Genomic DNA, 19,700 nt, shown 5'->3' with positions numbered 1-19,700 from the left:
GAGGGAGAGGTTAGCCCGCCCCACGGGAAAGGCCAGTGCGGGATGTGGAATTAACCGTCACATCGAGAAGGAGGTGCCGCAACCGCATGAGGAAGAGGCATTCGGGTTTTCGATGACGAAACGCGCGCCGATCAGTTCCTCGGTATAGTCGATCACCGCGTTCGTCAGGAACGGCAGGGAGACGGCATCGACCAGCACCTTCGCACCGTCCTTTTCGAGGATCAGATCATCGGCGGCGGGATCATCGAGCTTGATGTCATATTGGAAGCCCGAGCAGCCGCCGCCTTCCACCGCCACGCGGAGGGATTTCTGTTCCCCCGTCGCCTCGCAGATTTCCCGCAGGCGGGCGAAGGCGCGGTCGGTGACTTTGGGCGGAAGGGCGAGGTCCATGAGGAAATCCGTGGTCCTTGGGGTGTGGTTGCAATATAGGCTAGGGGAAAAGGCGGAACAAGAACAGGCAGATCACATGCTCGCCCCCTATGCCTGCCAGCCCGACGCATCGCGCGGGCGGCTGTTTGCCGAGAAGATGAGTTCCTTCCGGTCGCCCTTTCAGCGGGACCGGGACAGGATCATCCATTCCAGCGCCTTTCGGCGGTTGAAGCACAAGACGCAGGTCTTTGTGGAGCATGAGGGCGATTATTACCGCACGCGGCTGACCCATTCGATCGAGGTGGCGCAGGTGGCGCGGACGATTTCGGGCGTCTTGGGGCTGAACACCGATCTGGCGGAGGCCATAGCCTTGGCGCATGACCTTGGGCATACGCCATTCGGCCATACGGGCGAGGATGCGCTGGGGCTGCTTATGCAGCCTTATGGCGGGTTCGACCACAACGCGCAGGCGCTGCGGATCGTGACGCGGCTGGAGCGGCATTATGCGGATTTCGACGGGCTGAACCTGACATGGGAGAGCCTGGAGGGGATCGCGAAGCATAACGGACCCGTGGTGGGGCCGAATGCGGACAAGAAGCATGAGGGGCCGTTGCCCTATGCGCTGGCCGAGGTGAATGCGGCATGGGATCTGGAGTTGCACACCCATGCGAGTGCCGAGGCGCAGGTGGCGGCGATTGCGGATGACGTGGCCTATTCCCACCACGACCTGCATGACGGGTTGCGGTCTGGGCTGTTCACGGAAGATGACCTGATGGAATTGCCGGTGACGGGGCCGGCTTTCGAGGAGGTGGACAGGCTTTATCCGGGGCTGGAGAAGATGCGGCGGCGGCATGAGGCCTTGCGGCGCGTGTTCGGGCGGATGGTGGAGGATGTGATCGCGGTGGCGCAGAACCGGCTGGCGGCGGCGCAGCCGAAATCGGTGGAGGATATCCGCCATCTGGGGACGACGGTGATCCGATTTTCCAAGCCGCTTTATCAAGAGTTGAAGGCGATCCGGTCCTTCCTGTTCCACCGGATGTATCGCGCGCCTTCGGTGATGGAGGAGCGGGCGCGGGTGACGCGGTTCCTGAACGAGCTGTTCCCGCTGTTCATGGCGCGGCCGGAACTGCTGCCCGCCGAATGGCGCGCTGATATCGAGGCGGCGCGGGACGAGGTGACGCTGGCGCGGATCGTGGCGGATTACGTGGCGGGGATGACGGACCGCTTCGCCATTCAGGAACATGCGCGGCTGGTGGGCGGGGATCAGGCCCTCGACCGGCGGTAGGCCGAGACCCAGATCATCGCGAGGAGCGCGGAGAGGATCACGTTCCAGCCCGCCATGGAGATGCCCAGCATCTGCCACGCGATTTCATCGCAGCGGACGACGGCGCCGACGTTCACGTCGGGGTTCAGGAGATCGGCGGTGGAGAGGCCGGAGATGGAGCCTGCGGTGCAGGAGGCGAGGCCCTCCCACCATTTCTGTTCCACACCGACATGGAAGGCACCGATGGCGGCGGTGGCCAGCGCGGCAAGGGCGCCGAGGAGGGGCAGGAAGCGCGCGATCGGGCCGCGCGTTACCAAAAGCGCCAGCAGGCCGATGAGGACGGCCGCCGCATGGGGCCAGCGCTGCCAGAGGCAGAGTTGGCAGGGGGCGAGGCCGCCGAGATACTGGAAGGCGAAGGCACCGAGCAGGATGGCGAGCGAACCGCCTGCCGCCAGCAGGATGGAGAAGGTGCGGGTGTCGGTGATCATCGAAGGACCTCGAAGGCGATGAAGGCCAGCGCGGCGAGTGCCGTGAGGCCGAGGGCGATCCAGTTCAGGCGGGTCTCGAGGAAGGCCGTGATCTTGAGACCGTAGCGGCGGAGGAGGAAGGCGAGGGCGAAGAAGCGACCGCCGCGCGCGACGATGGCCGACAGGATGAACAGCTTGAGGTCGAAGGCAACCACCCCTGACAGGATCGTGACCACCTTCATCGGCGGTATGTGGGACAGGCCCGAGGTCACCAGCATGGTCAGGATGGCGGCGGTGCCGGTTTGGGATTTCAGCGCCTCGAAGGCGGCTTCCTTGCCGTAGAGTTCCAGCAGCGGGCGGGCGAGGGCGTCGAAGGCCCAGACGCCGATGGCCCAGCCGAGAATGCCGCCGAGGACAGAGGCGACGGTGGCGATGGCCGCGTAGCGCAGGGCGCGGTCGGGGCGCGAAAGGCACATGGGCAGGAAGAGGACATCGGCGGGAACGGGGAAGACGGAGCTTTCGGTGAAGGAGATGGCCGCCAGCGCCTTTTCGGCATGGGCGGAGGCGGACCAGCGCAGCGTCCAGTGGTATAGCGCGCGCAGCATGGGGGGCTCCTGTCCGATCGTGTGGTCTTCGACCATGCGGGCGGGTGCGGGTCAAGCGCCCTTGCCTGCGGCGTGGTGCTGCGGGGGGCGTTGCAAGGTGGGTATTTGGGCCGAGACGAAGGGGGGAGGGGGTGCGCCTTTTCCTTTGGCCGGGGAAGAAGGGGTTTGGCGCGCAGGGAGCTTCGTGCTTTGCTGGGGGAAGCGGGCGCGGTGGGGCGGGTCCGGAGGGACGCGGAGGGGCGGATCATGGAATGGCGCGGGCGGCGAGGCAGCCGGAACATCGAGGATCGGCGGCGCATGGGGGGCGGGCGCGGGGCCGGGATCGGGGGCGCGGGGGTGATCGTCGTGCTGCTGTTGGGGTGGTTCCTAGGGGTGGATGTGACGCCCCTGTTGCAGGATCAGGGCGGTTTCCAGACCGAGTCCCCTGCGGAGTTGACGGCGGAGGATCGCGCGATGGGCGAATTCGTGTCGGTCACGCTGGCCGATACCGAAGAAGTCTGGGCAGAGGTCTTTGCCAGCCAACTGGGGCAGGCCTACCGTCCGGCGACGCTGGTGCTGTTCAAGGGCTATACGCAGTCGGCCTGTGGCGGGGCGTCGGAGGCGACGGGGCCGTTCTACTGCCCGGTGGATCGCAAGGTCTATCTGGACACGGCCTTCTTCACGTTGCTGGCCGAGCGGATGGGGGCCGGGGGCGATTTCGCTGCGGCCTATGTGGTGGCGCATGAGGTGGGGCATCATGTGCAGAACGAGTTGGGGATATTGGAGGAGACCTCGCGGTTGCGCGCGCAGTCGGACGAGGTGACGGCGAACCAGATTTCCGTGCGGGTGGAGTTGATGGCCGATTGCCTTGCCGGGGTCTGGGCACATCAGGCGGCGGCGAGCTTTGGATCGATCGAGCGGGGGGATGTGGAGGAGGCGATGAACGCGGCGGCGCGGATTGGCGACGACACCTTGCAGCGCGAGGCCGGGCGGCGGCCGGTGCCCGACAGTTTCACCCATGGCAGCAGCGACCAGCGGATGCGCTGGTTCGCGGCCGGGCAGGCCTCGGGCGAGATCGGGGACTGCGACACGTTCCGCGTTGCCCAGCCCTGAAACGGGGCGTTCCGCACGAGATTGACGCGGGCGGGGCAAGAGGTTAGACCGCGCTTCAGGTGGCCCGAGTGGCGGAATGGTAGACGCAGCGGATTCAAAATCCGTCGCCGCAAGGCATGTCGGTTCGAGTCCGACCTTGGGCACCAAGCCAAACTGAAACGCCTTATTTTATTGGCGCAAGTGTCCCACAATTTTTAGGCGCGGGACACCTACCAATCCAAACCAGCCAGCATTGCAACAGCTTCACGGGCCAAATTCCGGCGCTCGATTCCCTTCGTGTAGACCTCGGAGGTCTTGGCCTGCGTGTGCGCCATGACGCTCATGATCTGGTATTGGGTGCAGCCCAATTCGGCCAGAAGTTCGGCGACTGCCTTGCGGACACCATGCGAAGATCGATCTTCCAGCCCAGCCTCATCGCACCATTTGCGGATTTTGTTTCGCATGGAGTTTGCGTCGGTAAAGGGCTTGCCCCGGTCGGTCAGGATGTATGCCTCGCCAACGACCTTTTGTGCGCGTGTGGCCTTATAGAGCGGCGGCAGCATCGGAAGCTCGACGGGCGCAGAACCCTTCTTGCGCGGCTGCCAGCGCAGCCATGTGATGCCGTCGATCTGGACCTCATTGCCCCGGCCTAGCCATACAGCGTCACCGACCCGGCAGGCGGTGAACATCTGCAGCGTCAGCCACAGGTGCGGCATCGTCCCCGGCGGGTGCTTGTCGCGGAACTTGCGCAGATCTGCGGCAGTCCACGGCTTGGCCCCGCCTTTGCTCTGGTGAATCGGCTTCACGCCCTGCGCGGGGTTGTGATCGATGTCGCCTTGCTCCATGGCCCATTTGTACATGGCCTTCACGGCCTTAATCATGTTGTCGGCCTCGGCGGGCTTGTTGGCCCATTCGTCGCGGGCCTTGACCCATGCAGGCGTCGGCGCGGTATGCTCTAGCCCGCCGTATCGGTCGCCGTCGCCGTCCCTGATCTCGACCATGCGGGTTAGTAGACTGCGGCGCTGGCGTAGGGTTGATGGTGAATACAGCCCCGCTTCCACCAGCTTCTCAAGGTGCCGGATGTATCGGATTGCCAGCCAATCCAGCGACCTCTGCAGTGGCGCTTTCGGAGTGTCCGGTTGCCAGACTTCGCCAGCTCGGGCTGACCAGTAGTAGTTGCCGAACTGCGGATCATCCGGGCCGACTGGGATCGGTATGCGGCGGTGCTTCTGACCCTCCACCCTGACCCGGTAGCGGATCGCGCCGGAAGGCATTTTCTCCGCCAGCAAGCCGGGATAGGTCACGCGCATGTCAGCCCCGCCATTTCTTCGGGGCCTGACGCTGCTGCGGTTCTTCAGCCCGGTCAATGGGCGTTGTGATGCGGATCGTGCCGTCAGGCGAGACTTCCACCGCGCCGACTGTCAGGCCAGCGGCCTTCCATGCCGATATGGCCCGGCGGATCGCTGCTTCGGTCGCCTTTGGGGACCGCCGCGTAGGGCCGATGGTTTCAGGCTTACCCATGGCCGGACCGAATGCGGGCAAGCAAACCGTGGCCTTCGTCGAAGGCGTCAAATCGCGTCCATTCGTGTTGGTCTTGATTTGACACCATGCCAGTCAGGTACTCTCCCGGTCGGCAAAGCCCATGGAGACAGAAGTCGTCTGATGGGTTGTGACCTTCGCCCCACTGAGCGGTGTCTTTGCAATGCTCAAAAGGCACATCATGCCAAATGCCACCGGGCTTGGTGATTTTAGACCACTCGAACTCCACTGGGTCTGCCATTTCATCGACGGCATCCCAAAGATCTGCATGGTTGTTTGCCCAGAAGATGCCGTGGATTTGAAACGATCCGTGCTTTCTGACGAGGTATAGATTCATGGTCATGCCCTATGACTGAAATGGGAAGCTGACCTCGATCAGCTTCGATGGCGGCGGGGGGAGATCGGTTTCCAGCGGCGGAGGGGACCGCCCATCCAGCATCGCCGCCGCCGTCGCGGCCTTCACGGCAAGGGGCGCGGCGCTAGTCATCGCGGGCCACCGCTCAGCAAGCCATAGGCAAAGGCGGCAGCAATCCCGCCGACCCCATTAGGGTCAAGACCGCGCAGGGCCATAGACGCGCCCCAAATGAAGTCTGCCAGCCATCCGAAGAAGGTGACAAAGCCAATCACGGCGAACCAATCGCGGGGGCTAGTCATCGCTGGCCTCGCGGGACAGGACCCCAAGCGTGACAGGAAGTGAGGTGCGAAACTCAGCGCCGATCTGGTCAAAGCCGCGCCCCTTGAGAAACGCAATATACTTGCGTGCCTGTTCCTCTGCGTCAAAGCCGCCCGCCACCCCGACAATCTCGAAGTCGCGCGATAGAACGGCGAAGTCTGACGACCTGCGGCCATAGACATGGTAGAAGCGTCGTGTGCCGGATTGGCGTGTCGGCATAGCGGTGATGTGCGCCGTGCCGTTCGCTTCATCCCAAGATTTCGGCGCGTTACCCATCACCGCCCCTCCTGTTCCAGCGCGCGGAGGATGCAGAGCAACAAGGCGCGCGACGGCAGGCCATCTGCCTCAGCCTCGATCACTCCTGCGTTCTGCCCGTCCACAGTTCCGGGAGGCCAAAGCGCAGCCTGTCCGTTGCTGTGCATGGTCCACGTCCAATCCGGCAAAACTGACGCTGCCAGCGCAGGCCCAGCCTCAACGTATCCATCGAACGCGGCAAGGCACGTCACCTGATCGACAGGCTCTTCCAGCGCATCCATGATGAGGTCCGTCGAAATGACGCCCGCCTCAACCGCCTCTATCAGCTTGCTCAGGCTCATTCCCCGCCCTCCCGCGCTATGAGGGCGGCGATGGCGTCTGCGATTTCTTCGCCGTCCAGAATGCAGTCATTATCGCGGGCGAGTTGTTCGCAGACGCGCATCCCCTCCACCCTTGCCTGCCGCAGCGCGTCGGTGCCGGATTGGGGGATCAGGGCGGTGAGGACGCGGGCCTCGTAGTCGGCTTGGGCTGCGGCTTTGGCGGCGTCGAGGGTGTCATGCCAGCGATCACCGTCATACCCTGTCTGATATCCCGGATACGACAGCGCGACCTCGTAACGGCCCTCACCGCGCCACCACTGGATGAGATAGTTGGCTTGATAGAACGCGCTGGCTTTTGCGCCCAGACCGTCAAAATCCTCCCACACCAACGGCTTCACCTTCACCCCCGCCGCCTCTTCCAGCGCCTTCGCCACGGCGGCGTCGATCAGGGGTTGGATGGAGACGGCGGGAAGGGCGCGGATGTTGTTTGCAGTGACGTTGCAGTGACACGCTTTCAGCGCCTCCCCGCGCCGGATCATATCGTCGTCGCTCATTTCGCGGCTCCTTTCAGGCGGGCGGCGCAGTCCGCAAATTCCCAAACTCGCTGCAACTGGTAGATTTCGGCCTCGGTCAGTTTGTCTTTGAACGCTTCTCGGCACCACGAAGCCAGCTTGGCCGCTTCGGCTGCTTCCTCTTGTGCCACCCCCAACGCATCCACCGCCGCATCCCGCTCGGCCTCGGCTTTGGCGCGGGCGGCGTCCACTTCCACGATCTTGTCAACGTAACGCTTTGCTGCGCGCCAGTTGGATACGCTGGCCTCAATCGCCTCGTCCCGCTCGGCAATCAGGGCTTCGATGCGGGCCTTCACAGCGTCAATCGGTGTCGCCTGCACTAACTCCGCATCCGCCCCTGCGGGCCGGGCCGGGGTGGCGATGTCGGCGAAGGCCGCCGCAAGCATCTGCTCGGCAAATCGCAGGGCCTCTTGCGCGTGACCGAAACCTTTGTATGTGCGGCGTGAGTCTTTCATCTGCGCGGCAATTATGGCCAGCGCATCCCCGCGACGGATCATGTCGTTGTCGTAGGTCATTCCCCGGCTCCTTCCGAAAGGGCGGCGAAGGGGTTAGCGGTCATGGCGGTTCTCCAGCTTGGACAGGAAGGCGCGGGCGGACTTCACCATCTTGCTTTCGTGGCTGGTGTGGTGGCGAAGCCCGTGGCCCCATGCGTCCACCATCCGCAGCACCTCCACCGCCTCCGCCAGCAGCGCGGGATCGGCGCACAGGTCGGCGCGGGCGGGCGGCACAGCCGCGATGATCTGCTCCACATGCTGCGCAATCTCGCTGCTCTCATGCACGAGATACTCGCGCACGGCGGATTGCACCGCAGTGACTTCCACGAGGTAGGTCATCCTCTCTCTCCAATCTGCGCGGCAATCCGCGCCTCGAACTGGGGCCAGTAGATCCGGCGGGCCTCTTCGCAGGTGCGCCGGACAATCTCGGCGTCTGACAGTGGCAGCAGCCCGGTTCCGTTGCAGACTTGGCACTGAATCTCAGGCCGGAAGATCGCGGCGGTGTCGACAGCCTCGCGCCGCAGCTCGCAGGCCGGGCAGGGTTCGCAGTTGCCGTGCAGGGTGTAGTCGGTCATGTCACAACCGCCCAGATCAGCGCGATCCAGCCCGCCGCGCCGCCGATCACCGCAGGCAGCAGCCACCACCCCGCACGCAGGCGGATCGGCTGGCTGATGCGGCGCTGGGTGAGGCGGTGGGTGAGGATGGTCATTCCGCCACCCTCAGCCCGGCCTTGCGCAGCCATTCATTCGTCGCGGCCATCAGCGCGTCCTTGGCGGCTTCCTCGGTCGCTGCGCGTCCCTCACGGTCGTTGCGTGCGTCGATGCCACCCAGCCAGAACCGCCACGTCCAAGGATGCCTGCCGGGGTTGCTGCCAACTGGCGGGAACACAGCCCCGGCCTCGATCTCGCCGCAGGTCAGTAGGATGCGCGCGCCTTGGTGCTTAGGGGGATGGAATTGAAGGGTCATGCTGCGGCCTCCAGAGCATATCCGCCCCACTGATCGGCCCACGCTTCCGCCATCCCGGCAAAGGTCTTGCTGCGGATCTTCCAACGGTCGGGGCCGGGCGGCGCGCGATGGATCATTGACCACGCCTTGTGGGCGTCGGTTCCGGGCTTGGGCGGGGTCAGGCGCAGGGTCGGCGCCAGTGCGGGCAGACCGCGCATGTAGAGACCGGTCGCCTTGAATGCCGGATCACCGAACCACCAAGGCTGGACGATCTGGGGCTTGGGCAGGTCGGCGGGCATCCGTTCGCGGGCGTGTCGGTGCATGACCGGATTCTCCAGTGCGACACGCGGCACTGGGGCGCGCCAGCAGGCTGCGAACAGCGCCACTGCCTCGTCCAGTTCGGCCCACAGGTTTCGCTCGTGCAGCCACCGGACGCCTGAGTTGCACAACCGGGTGCAGGGCGGGTTGCAGATGATCAGCAGGTCCCATCCGTCCGCCAGATGTTCGCGCACATCGCCCTGGATGTGCCGGTTGGTCGGCTGATCGGCGGGAAGTAGGTCGCACTGCCACGCGTCATGACCGCGCTGCAGAAAGGCATTGAGGGCAACACAGGACGTGGCGCAACCGATCAGAACCTTCATTCTGCGGACCTCAGCGCCCGGAGAATCTTGTGGCTGCGGTCCGAAATGCGCTGCAAATCGCGCCAATCTTCGTCATTGCCGCTGTGTTTCCGCTGCTCGATCTCGTCATCAATCACGAACAGACATTCGCGCAGGCAGTGCTCCAATCCGGGCAACAGCAACCGTAGACGGTCGACTTGGGTTTGATTGGTGATCATGCTGCGGCCTCGAAACCGTAGCTGCGGATCATGCGTTCAAAGGCCTGCCGCCGAGACAGCGCAAGCGGCTTCCCCTCGCTCTTTGCCAGCCGGTCGGCGGCGTCTATGACGTGGTAGGGCGCGCGTTTATGCAGGACCGAGACAAGATCGGCGCGCAGGAAGCTATCATCGGAAGCAATGGCCGTGAGCCATGGCTGCAACAGATAATCGGCATAGAGCGCCGCACTGCCTTGCTTGTCGTACTCCCTGATTGCCCTCAGACCTGCTGTCACAGCAAGGGCACCGGTGCCCTCAACCATCTTGCGGATAAGCCCGATGCAGAACACCTGACCCGGCTTCTTCTCTTTGGTGCTCATGTTGTAAAACATCAGCTTGCAGCCCGCCGCCTCAACCGCATCGCAGCAGGCCACGGCCCACGGCTCACGGGCTGCCAGCGCGGCGCGATAGACCTGATGGTTCGACACGCGGATTTGCGACCCGTTCACATGCACGAATGCCCGCGCCTGCTCCGCCTTGGAGACAGTGGTGATCATGGCCGGAACTTTGTCGAAGCCGCAGATCGCCGCCGCATGTGCGCGGTGCTGGCCATCGATGCAGGAGTAAAGCCCGCCCTCGATCGGGGCCAGCAGGACGGGAGAGAAGCGGGACCAGTGAAAGTTGGCGGCGATGCGACGGATCGCGGCCCAGTTGTTCGGTTTCAGCTCGCGCTGATAGTCGTCATCCATGACGATCTTGCTGATCGGCACCCACTCCAGCATCGGTGCAGGCTGATCGGCGGGGGTGACAGGTTCGCAGTTCTGCACGTCGATCGGGCGGAGCATGGTCCAATCCTTTTGAGGAAAAAACCCCGGCAGCCGTGCTGCCTGCTGCCGGGGTAGGTCCAACAGGGAGGTGCCCGGATTACCCGCCGGGCCGGGATTGCATCACGCCTTCGGATCGACGGGCGCGGTCGGCTCTTCGCCTTCGCCGTCGTCGTCATCCTCGTCTTCGTCGTCCTCTTCCTCGACCACGGCAGCCGCAGCGGCGCGCTCGGCGTCAGAAGGGCCACCGACGCGGGGACAGGTGGGATTGTTCGAGTACAGGTACTCGCCCGCCTCATTCGTGATCTGGCGCTGGAAAGCCGGATCGCAGCCCGTGTCGCGATACCCATTCGGCTCGTGATCGGGCAGGCCAAACGGGCCAGCAAAGGCAGCGGTGGAGCCGAGCAGCAGCGCGGCAAGCGTCATCATGGTCTTCATGGCAGTGTCCTCTTGGGATGGGAGCAAATGCACGGGGCTGACCCGCCCGCGCTCGGGATGGGGTCAGAAGCCGTGCAGCTGCTCGGCCTGATCAACGAAGGCGCTGATCTCAGGGATCGCCGCGAGGGCGGCGCCAATCACGACGGCCATCGCAAGGGCGGCGATGACAGCCATGCAGGTGGCGATGATCAGCGGCAGGGTGTCGACAAGCTGGTCCTGCGTGATGCGGCGCGCATTGATCCGGGACTGATGCGATTTCATGCCGCGTCCTCCGGGAAGATCGACCGGATCGCCGCGGCTGCCTTGCGGCGCGCAATGTTCTCCAGCTGGTCAGCCTTGAGGGCGAACCACGCGTTGTTGATCAGAAAGTGGAAGTCGGGTTCGCGGACGAACTCAGCCGGGTTCGCCACGACCCTGCGGGCGGCAATGAGCTGCTCGCGCGTCGGAAGGGGGGGCAGGATATGCGGCACAGCGGCCTCCATCGGTTTCGATGGAATAAAAGTTCGCATGAGGCGAACAAATGATCAATAGCAAAGTTCGCTACAGGCGAAAAAATTTGCCACCCGCCCAGCGACCGGGTAAGAATCACCGCAGCCGCATGGGGCGGATGGAGGGTGTGGGGATGTCAGAGAAAACGAAAACGCCGCCCGGAGGCGGCGCTATGATCTACCAGATCGAGATCGGTGAAGGGGGCGCTATGGGATCGTGTCCTTTGCCAGCCATTCCGCAATCTGCTTCGCCATCTCAGGCGGCATACCAAACCCGAGCCATCCAAGGCCAGGGTGGCGCAGGGCCAGCGTCCTGATGCCGTTAACGTCCTGCGGCACGCGCCAAGCGTCGGTGATGTAACATTCGAGCCGAGATCCCGCGTCGAGTTGTGGTGGAACCGCCTCTTTCATCTGGCTGCGAAGCATCGCCAAAGTGTGAATGAAGCCTTCCAGTTCGGCTGCTTCGAGATGGATGTGCCCGAGAGCCTCGCCGTCCATGTTCATCTGGATTGTGACGGCACCCGCGTTCGGCTGAAGGCTGGGCTGCAAGGTCATTTTTGGCATCGTCGCTGTCCCCAAATCGAATTCGTATCAACAAAGGTCAGAAGTGCTTTGGCAGACCAGCATCCCGCAACGTGTTGTTCGCCGTATGCTTTGACTTGGTGCCGTGGTCGACTGTGAAGTTCTTCAACGTTATTGGGCTGTACCAAATCTCATGATCGCCCTTTCCGGGCCGGACAAAATGGCAGCCCGCACGACGCAGCAGCTCGATGAGTTCACGGTAGTAGCCTGCCATCAGGCTGCAACCGTCACCTGAATGGTCTTGTCTGCATGAATTGTGACCGGCACGGGGCCGGTCGGTCGCGGGCCGTTGATCTCCAGCAGGTCTTGGACGGCACCTGCAACCCTTACGGAAAGCTGCTCAAGGGTTTCAGCCTCGACATTCAGTCCATAAACGTCTTCGCTGCTCGCCACCCACACGTTGGCTTCGTCGTCCCAGATAGCCGTGACGGTCATAGGCCGTGCCATGAGTTCCCCTTCGCCTGATTTTTCATTATTCGGCTGATCATCTCACAATGTAAGCGCTCGGTCACGCGTCAATCACCCCAACCTCACCGCCGTCCCTGTCGCCACCAGGAAGAGCATCGACTTCCCGCCGCCGGAGATCTCGGAGTAATCAAGGTCAACCGCGATAACTGCGTTGGCACCGAGCTTCGATGCCTCCAGCCGCAACTCATCGAGCGCTGTGTTGCGGGCGTCCTTAAGTGCGTTCTGGATCGACGCTGCTCGGCCGCCAAAGATGTCGCGGCCTACCGCAAAGATGTCTTTGAAAAGGTTCATGCCGAAGGCACACTCGGCTGTGACGATGCCGAGCCTCTCTGCAATCCTGAGGTCAGGCGCATGCGTCTCAGTTGTCAGCATGACTCCTTCGATCGTGGCGCGCAGGGCAGCAGCTTCGGCGACTGCCCGATCAGCCAACGCCTCGCGAGGCCCGGCGTGGCGACCGTTCGACACGCAGTCATCACACCGGCCTGCATGGCCGCTCAAGATGCCGTAGCTTTTTCCGCATGCGCTACACGTTGGCATGAAACATCCCAAATATTGATTTCGAATCGAAGCGATTCAACATCTTGTGCCCTTCTGTGGATAACTCAGCGCCGCCACAAGACTTGGCGGCTTGGTGTTCACGGTGCGTTCTGGTACGACTGTGTTGCCTCAACGGGGGTGAAAATGGGGTCCGAGATTTCTCAAATTCTGATTGAACTGGCACTTATGACTGACGAGGAAAGAAAACGGGCGATCGCTGCTATTCTGGCGTCCGAAGCCCCTTCACGACGCGAACCGCAGCCTGCCGCTGCTCAGGCGTCATGTTTTCTAACTCCTGAGCAATAGCCGCCAAGTCGGCGGCGTAGTCTCCTGCGTCGTAGAGTTGGGTCACGTGTACGTCAAAGAGCTTTGCCGCCGCGTCCATCATTGGCGCGCTCAAGTTCTTCTTGCCGGTCTCCACCTCTGACAGGTGGGACTTGGCTATGCCAAGCTTTGTGGCGGTCTCTTCGATCGTCCACCCGGCGTTTTTGCGGAGTTCTCTAAGTCTTAGGCGCATATGCATGTAGTGCCATTTATCTCGCTGGATGACTAATCGCTTAAAGCGAACAAAGCTGTTGCGTAATGGTTCGCCTTATGCGAACTATGTGTCATGACACACCTCGGCACCCACATTTCCGAAACCGGGAAAAGCCAAGCCGCGCTTGCGAAGGACCTTGGAATATCCCGTTCGCACATGAGCGAGCTGGTAAGCGGGGCTAAGAAGCCCAGCCTTGAACTGGCCTTTGCGATTGAGCGCGCCACCGGCGGAGCAGTTCCTGCATCTGCGTGGGTTGACGACCAGCAAAAGGCCTCGTGATGACATCGCCCCGTCTCCACCTGATCCATTCCGCCGAACCTTCCACTGCCTCGGATCAAACCGGATGCTCGAAAGAGTTCCGGGTGATCAACGGTGGCCGTCGCCGCCGCCGGTCTGACGCCGAGGTCATGAAGGCTGACATGGCGATCCTTTGGCAGCGCTTTGTTCAGAACGTCTTTGGCTACGGCCCCGGCGCGCGCACCGACACTGCTATCGCTTTCGGCTGCACGCTCCAGACGGCCTGCAACTGGCATGATGGCTTGGTGGGGCCGATGGGCTATGCCGTCGCCCACGCGACTCGCCACTTCCGGGAAGAGTACGACGCTGTGTTCTGCCCGGAACAGATCAAGAGGGCCGCGTGATGTCAGTGGCTTGTAATCTGGCGGGCGGCGTATTCAGAAGCGAAGCGGGTACGTGCTTTGGCATCGATATTCAGGCCGCGCATGGCACACCAACCGGGGAAAGACTTCGGGTCGATTACGGCTCGAAAGACCTTGAAGCCTTCGGCTTCGAGTTGGCTGAACTGCTTGGTCGCCTTTGCTTCCCAGTCTTGAAAGGTTCGCGGCAGGACGTGCGCGTCCACCATGATCCGAAGCACTTCCGGATAGTCGGGTTCATTGAACCAGCTGATGCCAATGGCTCGGCGAGTGACGGGAACACCGCCAATGTGTGATGGTATCTTCACAGCACATTCCGTGGGTCGTGTCGCTGAAGGCGATGTTGCTGGTGCGCGGGGCTTTTCGCAAGTCTTGAGCCTTCCCCGTCCGCAGCTGCGCGACCTGTTCATCCTTACCGCCGCGCTGGGGGCGGCACTCGCTGGGGTGCTGTGATGCCCTGCGCAAATGAGTTTGACTTCGCCGCCCGCTCTGATCGCCTGAGTACCGGCACGGGCCACTTCCCCAAGGCGTCGATTGGCACTCTCCGCCTTGGGGCTTCTTCTTCGCATTCCCGGCAGCAACCCCCAAGTTCCTCCGTCGGGATCGGCGGGCGGTCTTCCTCCTCCCTGACCGCCCGCCACCAACTGCACTCCACTGCCGGGGCCTCGTTGCTCCGGTCTTTTCCCTGACACTGGTCCTAGGGCGGCAAGATCAATGAACCGGCAGGCGGTTGATTCAGCATTCGGTGCCGAGGTGGCATCTGATCCGGCCCGGCGGATTCCGGGCAGCCCACTGGCGAGGAGCGTCCATGTCGAGATGAGCGGGGCCACTGTGCCCTTTCCGCGTGCAGGGGCCGAGGGCCTTGACCTCCCTCGGTCCACCAATCGCGGGGTCCGCCATGTCTGACGATTGGAAAGGCGAACACCTCATCAGTGCCAAGCCGAAGTCGCGGGAAGAGCGGCAGTTCATCACGCGCAGCGCCTCATCAGGCATCAGCCACCGGCGGCGACAGGTAGAGGGCTGCAATCAGTCACGCGACGGCGGGCCGTGGGCGCAGGCCATCGGTCGGTTTCATCAGGCTCGGAAGATGGGGAAGACGGAATGACCGCCGGGCCGGATTGGGGAGTGATATTCGCACCTGACGTGCGAGACAGATGGGAGGGCCGGGTATGGTTCGGGGCCGGTCCGACCACGGTGGCGAGGTACACGCTCGGGGGCAAGCCGGTGTACCTCGCCACGCCTTACACCAAGCGCGTGCGCAAGGAAGGTGGCGGCTGGTCCTATGAGGCCTCGCTCCACGCCTCGGCACAGGCCGCGCGTGAGCTGGGGCGGCTGGCCCGCGTCCAAGTCACGGGCATCAGCCCGATCGTGCAGTCGGCTGAAATGGTCCACGCAGAGGCGTTCGAGCGCTGCAGGGACGGCACTGCGCTCGATCCCCTCGATGATGCCTTCTGGCGCGAATGGTGCCGCCCGCTGCTCTACGCCTCCTGCGCCGTTGTGGTGCCCGATCTGGACGGCTGGCAGGCCAGCGAGGGCGTGCATGGCGAGGTCATGTGGGTGCTGAGCGAGACGAATTGGCCAGTCTTTTTCTACGCGGAGGCAGAGCATGGCTGAGGAATGGGGGCCTTGGATCGAGCATGACGGGAAGGGCTGCCCGGTGGTTGGGCTTTATGTCCGCATAGGCACAGAGACCGGTTTCGAGATTGAAGGCGTTCCTTCCGAGAAATGTGCTGCCCCGGCTGCTGGCGAAGTTAGTGCTTGGATCTGGTCGACCCTTCCGCAAAGGGAAGCGTTCCTTCGCGTCGTCCGCTACCGCATTCGCCGTCCGCTTGCCCTTCGTCGCCTGATCGATCTCGCCGCCGACCATCAGAAGGGTTTGCCGCCGCGGTTCCCGGTGGAGGAACTGGCATGAGCGATGACTGGAAAGGCCTCCACCTGATCAAGTCGAAGCCGAAGACCTCGGACGAGCGTCGATCGGAAAACAACAGCCTCGTCTCGCGCATGGGGCACAAGCGCCGCACCGCGCAGGGCTGCAACATGTCGGCGGTTAAGGGGCCTTGGGCTGAGACCATCCAGCGCTGGCAGCTGCGCGGCAAGATCGAGCGGGGGCAGGGATGAGCCGCTTCACCCTCAATCCGCACGAGCGCTCCGTCGCCTCGATCTGCACCATCCTCTGCGTGCAGTGGCAGTTCGACGAGGATCGAAAGACCCTTCTCGGCATCCTGCAGCAGGGGATTCCGCATTGCCGTCAGCAAGTGCCGGTCCTCGATCTGGTTCTGGCCGCGCAGCAGCTCATCGATGCCAAGACCGTGGTGGAATGGGCATCGGCCCGCGCCGCAGCTGGCCGTGCGCTTCCAGCCGTTCTGCGCGCCGATGTCGTTGTCCGCGAACCAGTGGGGGCGCGCTGATGGTCGAGTCCGATCACCGGCTGGCCGATGCCAAGGCGATGCCGATCGAGCAGGTGGTGAACTTGCTCGGCATCCAAGGCCTTGCCCGCGCTGGACATGAGCTGGTCGGGCCTTGCCCGTCCTGCGGTGGCCGGGACCGGTTCGGCGTCAACCTTCGCAAGGGCGTGTTTCTCTGCCGTCGCTGCGATGCCAAGGGCGGCAACATCGATCTCGTCATGTTGACCATGGGGATGGAATTCAAGGCCGCGCTGGGATGGCTTGTCGGCCCGTCGCAGGAACTGTCCGCCGAGGAACGCCGCAAGCGCGAGAAGCGGGCGGAACAGAACCGGCTGGTCAATGAGGCCCGCGCCGCGCGTGAGCGGCAGGACGCGATCCGCATGGCGCGCGAGATCTGGGCCGATGGCAAGCCTGCAGAGGGCACGGCTGTCAGGGAGTACCTGTCACGGCGCGGGATAGCTCAGGACCTTCTGCCTGTCATGCCGAAGTGCATCCGCTTCGCCCCGGCGCTGCCCTTTACCGTGAAATCCGAGAAGGGGTGGAAGGTGATCCATACAGGCCCGGCCATGCTCGCTGCGGTGCAAGGCCCGGATGGGATGCTCTCGGCGGTGCATCGGACATGGATCGACCTCGATCGCCCAAACGGCAAGGCCGTGGTGACTGATCCCGCAACGGGCGAGGTCCAGCCATCGAAGAAGGTCATCGGGTCCAAGAAGGGCGGGGCGATCCGCCTTTCGGGCAACGCGCATCAGGCCGAAGTCATGGTGATGGGGGAGGGGATCGAAACGACCCTCTCTGCGATGGTCTCCGGCGTTGATGCTGGCGCGATGTTCTGGGCCGGTGTCGATCTCGGCAACATGGCCGGCCGCCGCCGCACGCGGGGCGAGGGTGTCAAGTTCGCAGGCCTGCCGGATCTCGAAGACGATGAGGCCTTTCTGCCTCCGGCCTGTGTGACCCGGCTTGTCTACGTCATGGACGGTGACAGCGAGCCGAGGCTCACCCGCGCGAAACTTCTAGCGGGGCTGCGCCGCGCCATGCTGAAGCGACCCGGCCTCAAGGGCCAGATCGCCAGCGCGCCGCAGGGCCTCGATCTCAACGATGTACTGATGGGCAAGGCGCATGGCTGACGGGATCGATGATGTTCGCAAGGTGCTGAGCGCGCCGGAAGACGTGGACGTTCCGCCCGAGCTTGCCGAAGAGGCAGCGCGATCCGGCAGGATGTCGTCCAGCGGTGACGGAAATCCCCCGACCCCTGATCAGGATGACCCCGGCCCGGATGAAGCTGACCTGCAGGCCGGGGATTACGAGCGCGAGTATGAAGGCGGCGATCAGCCGCCGTTGCAGGATCGGCCCGACCCGGAGAAGCTGCGCAAGGCCGCGCTTCTGCCGATCAACGATCTGGGCAACGGTCAACGCTTCGTGCTGCACTTCGGTGATGACGTGATCTTCGTGCCTCGTGTCGGCTGGCATGTCTGGGACGGCCGCGTCTGGCAGATCGATCCTGACATGATAAAAGCCCGCGCAAAGGCCCAGAGGCTGTCCGAGCTTGTTCTGGCCGAGGTGCCATACCTGCTGTTGTCCGATGAGAAGATGCGCCAGATCGCGCAGGAGAAGGACTTGCGCCAGGAGCGCGAGACCATCGAGCTGCAGCGTGACGATGACGGAAAGCTGAGCGATGTTGCTGAATCGCGCCTGACGCGGATTTCGATGGAACTGGCGTCGATCGAGAAGCTCAAGGTCAGCCTGTCGAAGATCAGAACGGCGCACCGCACCTTCGCCAGATCGACTGGGAACACTGGCAAGATCAAGGCGGCGATGGTCGAGGCAGAAGTGCCCCTAGCCGTGCGCGTCGAGGATCTCGACACGCGGCCCCTCGATGTGAACACCGAGACCTGTGTGATCCGGTTCACCATGACGCCGCGGCCCGGCACCTTCCCGATCGTCGATGTGGAGTCTATCCCGCACGACCGGACGCTGCGGATGACGAAGATCATGGCAGCCGAGTATGATCCAGCCGCGCTGGCGCCGACGTTTCACCAGTTCCTTGACCGGATTCAGCCGGACCCGAACATGCAGGCTTTCCTGCAGCGTTGGTTCGGGTACTCGATGCTCGGCCTGACCAATGAGCAGGCGCTGGCCTTCTTCTACGGAATGGGGGCCAACGGCAAATCTGCTCTGACCGACCTGATGGCGAAGCTGATGGGGAGCTATGCCGCCACGGCGAAGATCGAAAGCCTCACGGGCCAGAACCGGCGATCTGGGGGCGATGCAACGCCCGACCTGATCAACATCGTTGCGGCCCGCATGGTACGCGCCTCCGAGCCCGAGAAGGGCGTCCAGTGGCAGGAAGGGCTGATCAAGCAACTCACCGGCGGTGAGCCGATCCTTGTCCGCGCGCTCAATGAGAACTTCTTTGAGGCCACGCCCATCTTCAAGCTCACCATTGGCGGCAACCATGCGCCTGACATTCGGGGCATGGATGACGGGATCTGGCGGCGGTTGATGATCGTGCCGTTCAACGTCCAGATCCCGAAGGCAGAGCGAGATCCGCTGATCGTGCAGCGCATGATGCTGGAAGCGCCGGGCATTCTGAACTGGCTAATCGAGGGCGCGCGGTCATACCTTGAGGCAGGGCTTGCGCCGCCCGCCGAGGTCAGCAAGGCCACGGATGAGCTGCGACAGGACGCTGACCCCTACGGCAAGTTCCTCGACGATGCCTGTGTCGTCACGGGCAACCCCGAAGACAGCATCTCGACCCGCGAGCTGATGCTGTGCTTCCAGTTCTGGCAGATGCGGCGCGGCGAGACGCCGTTCAAAGACCGCACCGTCAGCGTCAACATGAAGGATCACTCGCGGCGTTGGCGCAGCCCAAAGACCGGGAAGCAGTTCGTCGCCAGAGAGACGGGCCGCTTCAACGGCTATGACGGCCTGCGGCTCACCGACTTCTTCAAGGACGAATGGGACAAGGCGACGAAGGATCAGCACGGCCGAGCGATCGGCACGGCTGCCAGTGCTTCGGCGCGGGACGATGACCGCGACACGCAGGACGGTGGCGACTATGGCTACTGATCCCCAACCCCGCACCCCAGACTGCCCAAAATGTGAGGGGATGGAGGGGATAGCCCATCGATGGGAGAGGATGGCGGCAAGCCGGGGGTTCGGGGGAAGTTGTTTGCGGTCAGAGGCTTACGGGTCGTTGGGAGAGCATGGAGAGGATGGAGACGATATTTGTAACCCGCCGCGCGCGTATACTCCCTGCAGGGGTTTGGGGGCATTTGATGCCCTCTCATGCGTAGGGTCGGATTTATCGTCTCCATCCTCTCCATGCTCTCCGATTACCGTTCAAGTCATTGATATTGCTGCGTTCCATCCTCGC

The 19,700-nt window shown here is 63.3% G+C and carries 38 protein-coding genes and 1 tRNA gene; 12 read left to right on the top strand and 27 right to left on the bottom strand.

The window, feature by feature from the left end; all coding sequences use genetic code 11:
- Nucleotides 1-57: 57 nt before the first annotated feature.
- Entirely contained in the window at nucleotides 58-390 is a 333-nt protein-coding gene (gene erpA, locus TabM4_RS10790; RefSeq protein ID WP_434612167.1) for an iron-sulfur cluster insertion protein ErpA, read from the bottom strand.
- Nucleotides 391-466: 76 nt separating this feature from the next.
- Here erpA and TabM4_RS10785 point away from each other — a divergent pair, with 76 nt between their 5' ends.
- Nucleotides 467-1,654, top strand: a complete 1,188-nt coding sequence (locus tag TabM4_RS10785; RefSeq protein WP_434612165.1) for a deoxyguanosinetriphosphate triphosphohydrolase — start codon at nucleotides 467-469, stop codon at nucleotides 1,652-1,654.
- Here TabM4_RS10785 and TabM4_RS10780 read toward each other — a convergent pair.
- Both TabM4_RS10780 and TabM4_RS10775 read right to left on the bottom strand, forming a co-directional pair.
- Complete coding sequence (locus tag TabM4_RS10780; RefSeq protein ID WP_434612163.1) at nucleotides 1,633-2,121, bottom strand: disulfide bond formation protein B; 489 nt, start codon at nucleotides 2,119-2,121, stop codon at nucleotides 1,633-1,635. The genes TabM4_RS10785 and TabM4_RS10780 overlap by 22 nt on opposite strands.
- Complete coding sequence (locus tag TabM4_RS10775) at nucleotides 2,118-2,705, bottom strand: YqaA family protein (RefSeq protein WP_434612161.1); 588 nt, start codon at nucleotides 2,703-2,705, stop codon at nucleotides 2,118-2,120. The genes TabM4_RS10780 and TabM4_RS10775 overlap by 4 nt, the downstream gene beginning before the upstream one ends.
- A gap of 246 nt (nucleotides 2,706-2,951) precedes the next feature.
- Here TabM4_RS10775 and ypfJ point away from each other — a divergent pair, with 246 nt between their 5' ends.
- Together ypfJ and TabM4_RS10765 are read left to right on the top strand one after the other, a co-directional pair.
- On the top strand, nucleotides 2,952-3,797 hold the full coding sequence (gene ypfJ / locus TabM4_RS10770; protein WP_434612159.1) for a KPN_02809 family neutral zinc metallopeptidase: 846 nt from the start codon (nucleotides 2,952-2,954) through the stop codon (nucleotides 3,795-3,797).
- A 62-nt stretch (nucleotides 3,798-3,859) separates the two neighbouring features.
- Nucleotides 3,860-3,943: transfer RNA gene (locus TabM4_RS10765), tRNA-Leu, on the top strand.
- Nucleotides 3,944-4,006: 63 nt separating this feature from the next.
- Here TabM4_RS10765 and TabM4_RS10760 read toward each other — a convergent pair.
- The 23 genes from TabM4_RS10760 to TabM4_RS10650 form a co-directional block, all read right to left on the bottom strand.
- Nucleotides 4,007-5,086: a site-specific integrase gene (locus TabM4_RS10760; RefSeq protein WP_434612157.1), complete on the bottom strand. Its 1,080-nt coding sequence runs from the start codon at nucleotides 5,084-5,086 to the stop codon at nucleotides 4,007-4,009.
- 1 nt (nucleotide 5,087) lies between these two features.
- A complete protein-coding gene (locus tag TabM4_RS10755) occupies nucleotides 5,088-5,297 on the bottom strand; it encodes a hypothetical protein (RefSeq protein ID WP_434612155.1) in 210 nt (69 codons plus the stop codon).
- The gene (locus TabM4_RS10750; RefSeq protein ID WP_434612153.1) at nucleotides 5,290-5,658 is read right to left on the bottom strand and encodes a hypothetical protein; all 369 of its coding nucleotides are present in this window, start codon (nucleotides 5,656-5,658) and stop codon (nucleotides 5,290-5,292) included. The genes TabM4_RS10755 and TabM4_RS10750 overlap by 8 nt, the downstream gene beginning before the upstream one ends.
- Nucleotides 5,659-5,661: 3 nt before the next feature.
- A complete protein-coding gene (locus TabM4_RS10745; protein ID WP_434612152.1) occupies nucleotides 5,662-5,802 on the bottom strand; it encodes a hypothetical protein in 141 nt (46 codons plus the stop codon).
- Between the two features lie 159 nt (nucleotides 5,803-5,961).
- A complete protein-coding gene (locus TabM4_RS10740; RefSeq protein WP_434612150.1) occupies nucleotides 5,962-6,264 on the bottom strand; it encodes a hypothetical protein in 303 nt (100 codons plus the stop codon).
- Nucleotides 6,264-6,584, bottom strand: coding sequence for a hypothetical protein (locus tag TabM4_RS10735; RefSeq protein ID WP_434612148.1), 321 nt, complete (start codon nucleotides 6,582-6,584; stop codon nucleotides 6,264-6,266). The genes TabM4_RS10740 and TabM4_RS10735 overlap by 1 nt, the downstream gene beginning before the upstream one ends.
- Nucleotides 6,581-7,117, bottom strand: a complete 537-nt coding sequence (locus TabM4_RS10730) for a hypothetical protein (protein WP_434612146.1) — start codon at nucleotides 7,115-7,117, stop codon at nucleotides 6,581-6,583. The genes TabM4_RS10735 and TabM4_RS10730 overlap by 4 nt, the downstream gene beginning before the upstream one ends.
- The gene (locus tag TabM4_RS10725; RefSeq protein WP_434612144.1) at nucleotides 7,114-7,650 is read right to left on the bottom strand and encodes a hypothetical protein; all 537 of its coding nucleotides are present in this window, start codon (nucleotides 7,648-7,650) and stop codon (nucleotides 7,114-7,116) included. Before TabM4_RS10725 ends, TabM4_RS10730 begins: the two co-directional genes overlap by 4 nt.
- Nucleotides 7,651-7,683: 33 nt before the next feature.
- Nucleotides 7,684-7,968: a hypothetical protein gene (locus tag TabM4_RS10720; protein ID WP_434612143.1), complete on the bottom strand. Its 285-nt coding sequence runs from the start codon at nucleotides 7,966-7,968 to the stop codon at nucleotides 7,684-7,686.
- Nucleotides 7,965-8,204, bottom strand: coding sequence for a hypothetical protein (locus TabM4_RS10715; RefSeq protein WP_434612141.1), 240 nt, complete (start codon nucleotides 8,202-8,204; stop codon nucleotides 7,965-7,967). The genes TabM4_RS10720 and TabM4_RS10715 overlap by 4 nt, the downstream gene beginning before the upstream one ends.
- The gene (locus TabM4_RS10710; protein WP_434612140.1) at nucleotides 8,201-8,338 is read right to left on the bottom strand and encodes a hypothetical protein; all 138 of its coding nucleotides are present in this window, start codon (nucleotides 8,336-8,338) and stop codon (nucleotides 8,201-8,203) included. Before TabM4_RS10710 ends, TabM4_RS10715 begins: the two co-directional genes overlap by 4 nt.
- Nucleotides 8,335-8,595, bottom strand: a complete 261-nt coding sequence (locus TabM4_RS10705; protein ID WP_434612139.1) for a hypothetical protein — start codon at nucleotides 8,593-8,595, stop codon at nucleotides 8,335-8,337. Before TabM4_RS10705 ends, TabM4_RS10710 begins: the two co-directional genes overlap by 4 nt.
- Nucleotides 8,592-9,215 (bottom strand): hypothetical protein, encoded by a 624-nt coding sequence (locus tag TabM4_RS10700; protein ID WP_434612137.1) that lies wholly within the window; start codon nucleotides 9,213-9,215, stop codon nucleotides 8,592-8,594. The genes TabM4_RS10705 and TabM4_RS10700 overlap by 4 nt, the downstream gene beginning before the upstream one ends.
- A complete protein-coding gene (locus tag TabM4_RS10695) occupies nucleotides 9,212-9,412 on the bottom strand; it encodes a hypothetical protein (RefSeq protein ID WP_434612136.1) in 201 nt (66 codons plus the stop codon). The genes TabM4_RS10700 and TabM4_RS10695 overlap by 4 nt, the downstream gene beginning before the upstream one ends.
- Nucleotides 9,409-10,233 (bottom strand): ParB N-terminal domain-containing protein, encoded by an 825-nt coding sequence (locus TabM4_RS10690; RefSeq protein ID WP_434612134.1) that lies wholly within the window; start codon nucleotides 10,231-10,233, stop codon nucleotides 9,409-9,411. The genes TabM4_RS10695 and TabM4_RS10690 overlap by 4 nt, the downstream gene beginning before the upstream one ends.
- A gap of 102 nt (nucleotides 10,234-10,335) precedes the next feature.
- A complete protein-coding gene (locus TabM4_RS10685; RefSeq protein WP_434612132.1) occupies nucleotides 10,336-10,650 on the bottom strand; it encodes a hypothetical protein in 315 nt (104 codons plus the stop codon).
- Between the two features lie 63 nt (nucleotides 10,651-10,713).
- Nucleotides 10,714-10,911 carry a hypothetical protein gene (locus TabM4_RS10680; RefSeq protein ID WP_434612130.1) on the bottom strand — a complete coding sequence of 66 codons (198 nt, stop codon included), beginning with the start codon at nucleotides 10,909-10,911 and terminating at the stop codon, nucleotides 10,714-10,716.
- A complete protein-coding gene (locus TabM4_RS10675) occupies nucleotides 10,908-11,132 on the bottom strand; it encodes a hypothetical protein (protein ID WP_434612128.1) in 225 nt (74 codons plus the stop codon). Before TabM4_RS10675 ends, TabM4_RS10680 begins: the two co-directional genes overlap by 4 nt.
- A 213-nt stretch (nucleotides 11,133-11,345) precedes the next feature.
- Nucleotides 11,346-11,702, bottom strand: coding sequence for a hypothetical protein (locus tag TabM4_RS10670; protein WP_434612127.1), 357 nt, complete (start codon nucleotides 11,700-11,702; stop codon nucleotides 11,346-11,348).
- Nucleotides 11,703-11,739: 37 nt separating this feature from the next.
- A complete protein-coding gene (locus tag TabM4_RS10665) occupies nucleotides 11,740-11,934 on the bottom strand; it encodes a type II toxin-antitoxin system HicA family toxin (protein ID WP_434612125.1) in 195 nt (64 codons plus the stop codon).
- On the bottom strand, nucleotides 11,934-12,167 hold the full coding sequence (locus tag TabM4_RS10660; protein WP_434612123.1) for a DUF1902 domain-containing protein: 234 nt from the start codon (nucleotides 12,165-12,167) through the stop codon (nucleotides 11,934-11,936). Before TabM4_RS10660 ends, TabM4_RS10665 begins: the two co-directional genes overlap by 1 nt.
- Before the next feature lie 72 nt (nucleotides 12,168-12,239).
- Nucleotides 12,240-12,686, bottom strand: a complete 447-nt coding sequence (locus tag TabM4_RS10655) for a YbjQ family protein (RefSeq protein ID WP_434612121.1) — start codon at nucleotides 12,684-12,686, stop codon at nucleotides 12,240-12,242.
- A gap of 259 nt (nucleotides 12,687-12,945) precedes the next feature.
- Entirely contained in the window at nucleotides 12,946-13,248 is a 303-nt protein-coding gene (locus tag TabM4_RS10650) for a helix-turn-helix domain-containing protein (protein ID WP_434612119.1), read from the bottom strand.
- Nucleotides 13,249-13,335: 87 nt separating this feature from the next.
- On the opposite strand from TabM4_RS10650, the gene TabM4_RS10645 reads away from it, so the two are divergent.
- Nucleotides 13,336-13,542, top strand: coding sequence for a helix-turn-helix transcriptional regulator (locus tag TabM4_RS10645; RefSeq protein ID WP_434612117.1), 207 nt, complete (start codon nucleotides 13,336-13,338; stop codon nucleotides 13,540-13,542).
- On the top strand, nucleotides 13,542-13,904 hold the full coding sequence (locus tag TabM4_RS10640) for a hypothetical protein (RefSeq protein ID WP_434612115.1): 363 nt from the start codon (nucleotides 13,542-13,544) through the stop codon (nucleotides 13,902-13,904). The genes TabM4_RS10645 and TabM4_RS10640 overlap by 1 nt, the downstream gene beginning before the upstream one ends.
- Nucleotides 13,905-13,906: 2 nt before the next feature.
- On the opposite strand, the gene TabM4_RS10635 is transcribed toward TabM4_RS10640, so the two are convergent.
- A complete protein-coding gene (locus TabM4_RS10635; RefSeq protein ID WP_434612113.1) occupies nucleotides 13,907-14,227 on the bottom strand; it encodes a hypothetical protein in 321 nt (106 codons plus the stop codon).
- A 590-nt stretch (nucleotides 14,228-14,817) separates the two neighbouring features.
- On the opposite strand from TabM4_RS10635, the gene TabM4_RS10630 reads away from it, so the two are divergent.
- From TabM4_RS10630 to TabM4_RS10600, 7 genes are all read left to right on the top strand, one after another.
- Nucleotides 14,818-15,024 (top strand): hypothetical protein, encoded by a 207-nt coding sequence (locus tag TabM4_RS10630; RefSeq protein ID WP_434612111.1) that lies wholly within the window; start codon nucleotides 14,818-14,820, stop codon nucleotides 15,022-15,024.
- Nucleotides 15,025-15,143: 119 nt separating this feature from the next.
- A complete protein-coding gene (locus TabM4_RS10625) occupies nucleotides 15,144-15,533 on the top strand; it encodes a DUF1937 family protein (protein ID WP_434612109.1) in 390 nt (129 codons plus the stop codon).
- Nucleotides 15,526-15,831, top strand: coding sequence for a hypothetical protein (locus TabM4_RS10620; protein ID WP_434612107.1), 306 nt, complete (start codon nucleotides 15,526-15,528; stop codon nucleotides 15,829-15,831). Before TabM4_RS10625 ends, TabM4_RS10620 begins: the two co-directional genes overlap by 8 nt.
- Entirely contained in the window at nucleotides 15,828-16,037 is a 210-nt protein-coding gene (locus TabM4_RS10615; protein ID WP_434612105.1) for a hypothetical protein, read from the top strand. Before TabM4_RS10620 ends, TabM4_RS10615 begins: the two co-directional genes overlap by 4 nt.
- Nucleotides 16,034-16,327 carry a hypothetical protein gene (locus TabM4_RS10610; protein ID WP_434612103.1) on the top strand — a complete coding sequence of 98 codons (294 nt, stop codon included), beginning with the start codon at nucleotides 16,034-16,036 and terminating at the stop codon, nucleotides 16,325-16,327. Before TabM4_RS10615 ends, TabM4_RS10610 begins: the two co-directional genes overlap by 4 nt.
- Entirely contained in the window at nucleotides 16,327-17,451 is a 1,125-nt protein-coding gene (locus TabM4_RS10605) for a DUF7146 domain-containing protein (protein ID WP_434612101.1), read from the top strand. Before TabM4_RS10610 ends, TabM4_RS10605 begins: the two co-directional genes overlap by 1 nt.
- Nucleotides 17,444-19,393: a phage/plasmid primase, P4 family gene (locus tag TabM4_RS10600; RefSeq protein ID WP_434612099.1), complete on the top strand. Its 1,950-nt coding sequence runs from the start codon at nucleotides 17,444-17,446 to the stop codon at nucleotides 19,391-19,393. Before TabM4_RS10605 ends, TabM4_RS10600 begins: the two co-directional genes overlap by 8 nt.
- The last annotated feature ends 307 nt before the right edge of the window (nucleotides 19,394-19,700 follow it).

The organism is Tabrizicola sp. M-4, from assembly GCF_051132405.1.
In the GTDB taxonomy this organism is placed as follows: domain Bacteria; phylum Pseudomonadota; class Alphaproteobacteria; order Rhodobacterales; family Rhodobacteraceae; genus Paragemmobacter.
This window is presented reverse-complemented; position numbering and strand designations above follow the sequence as displayed.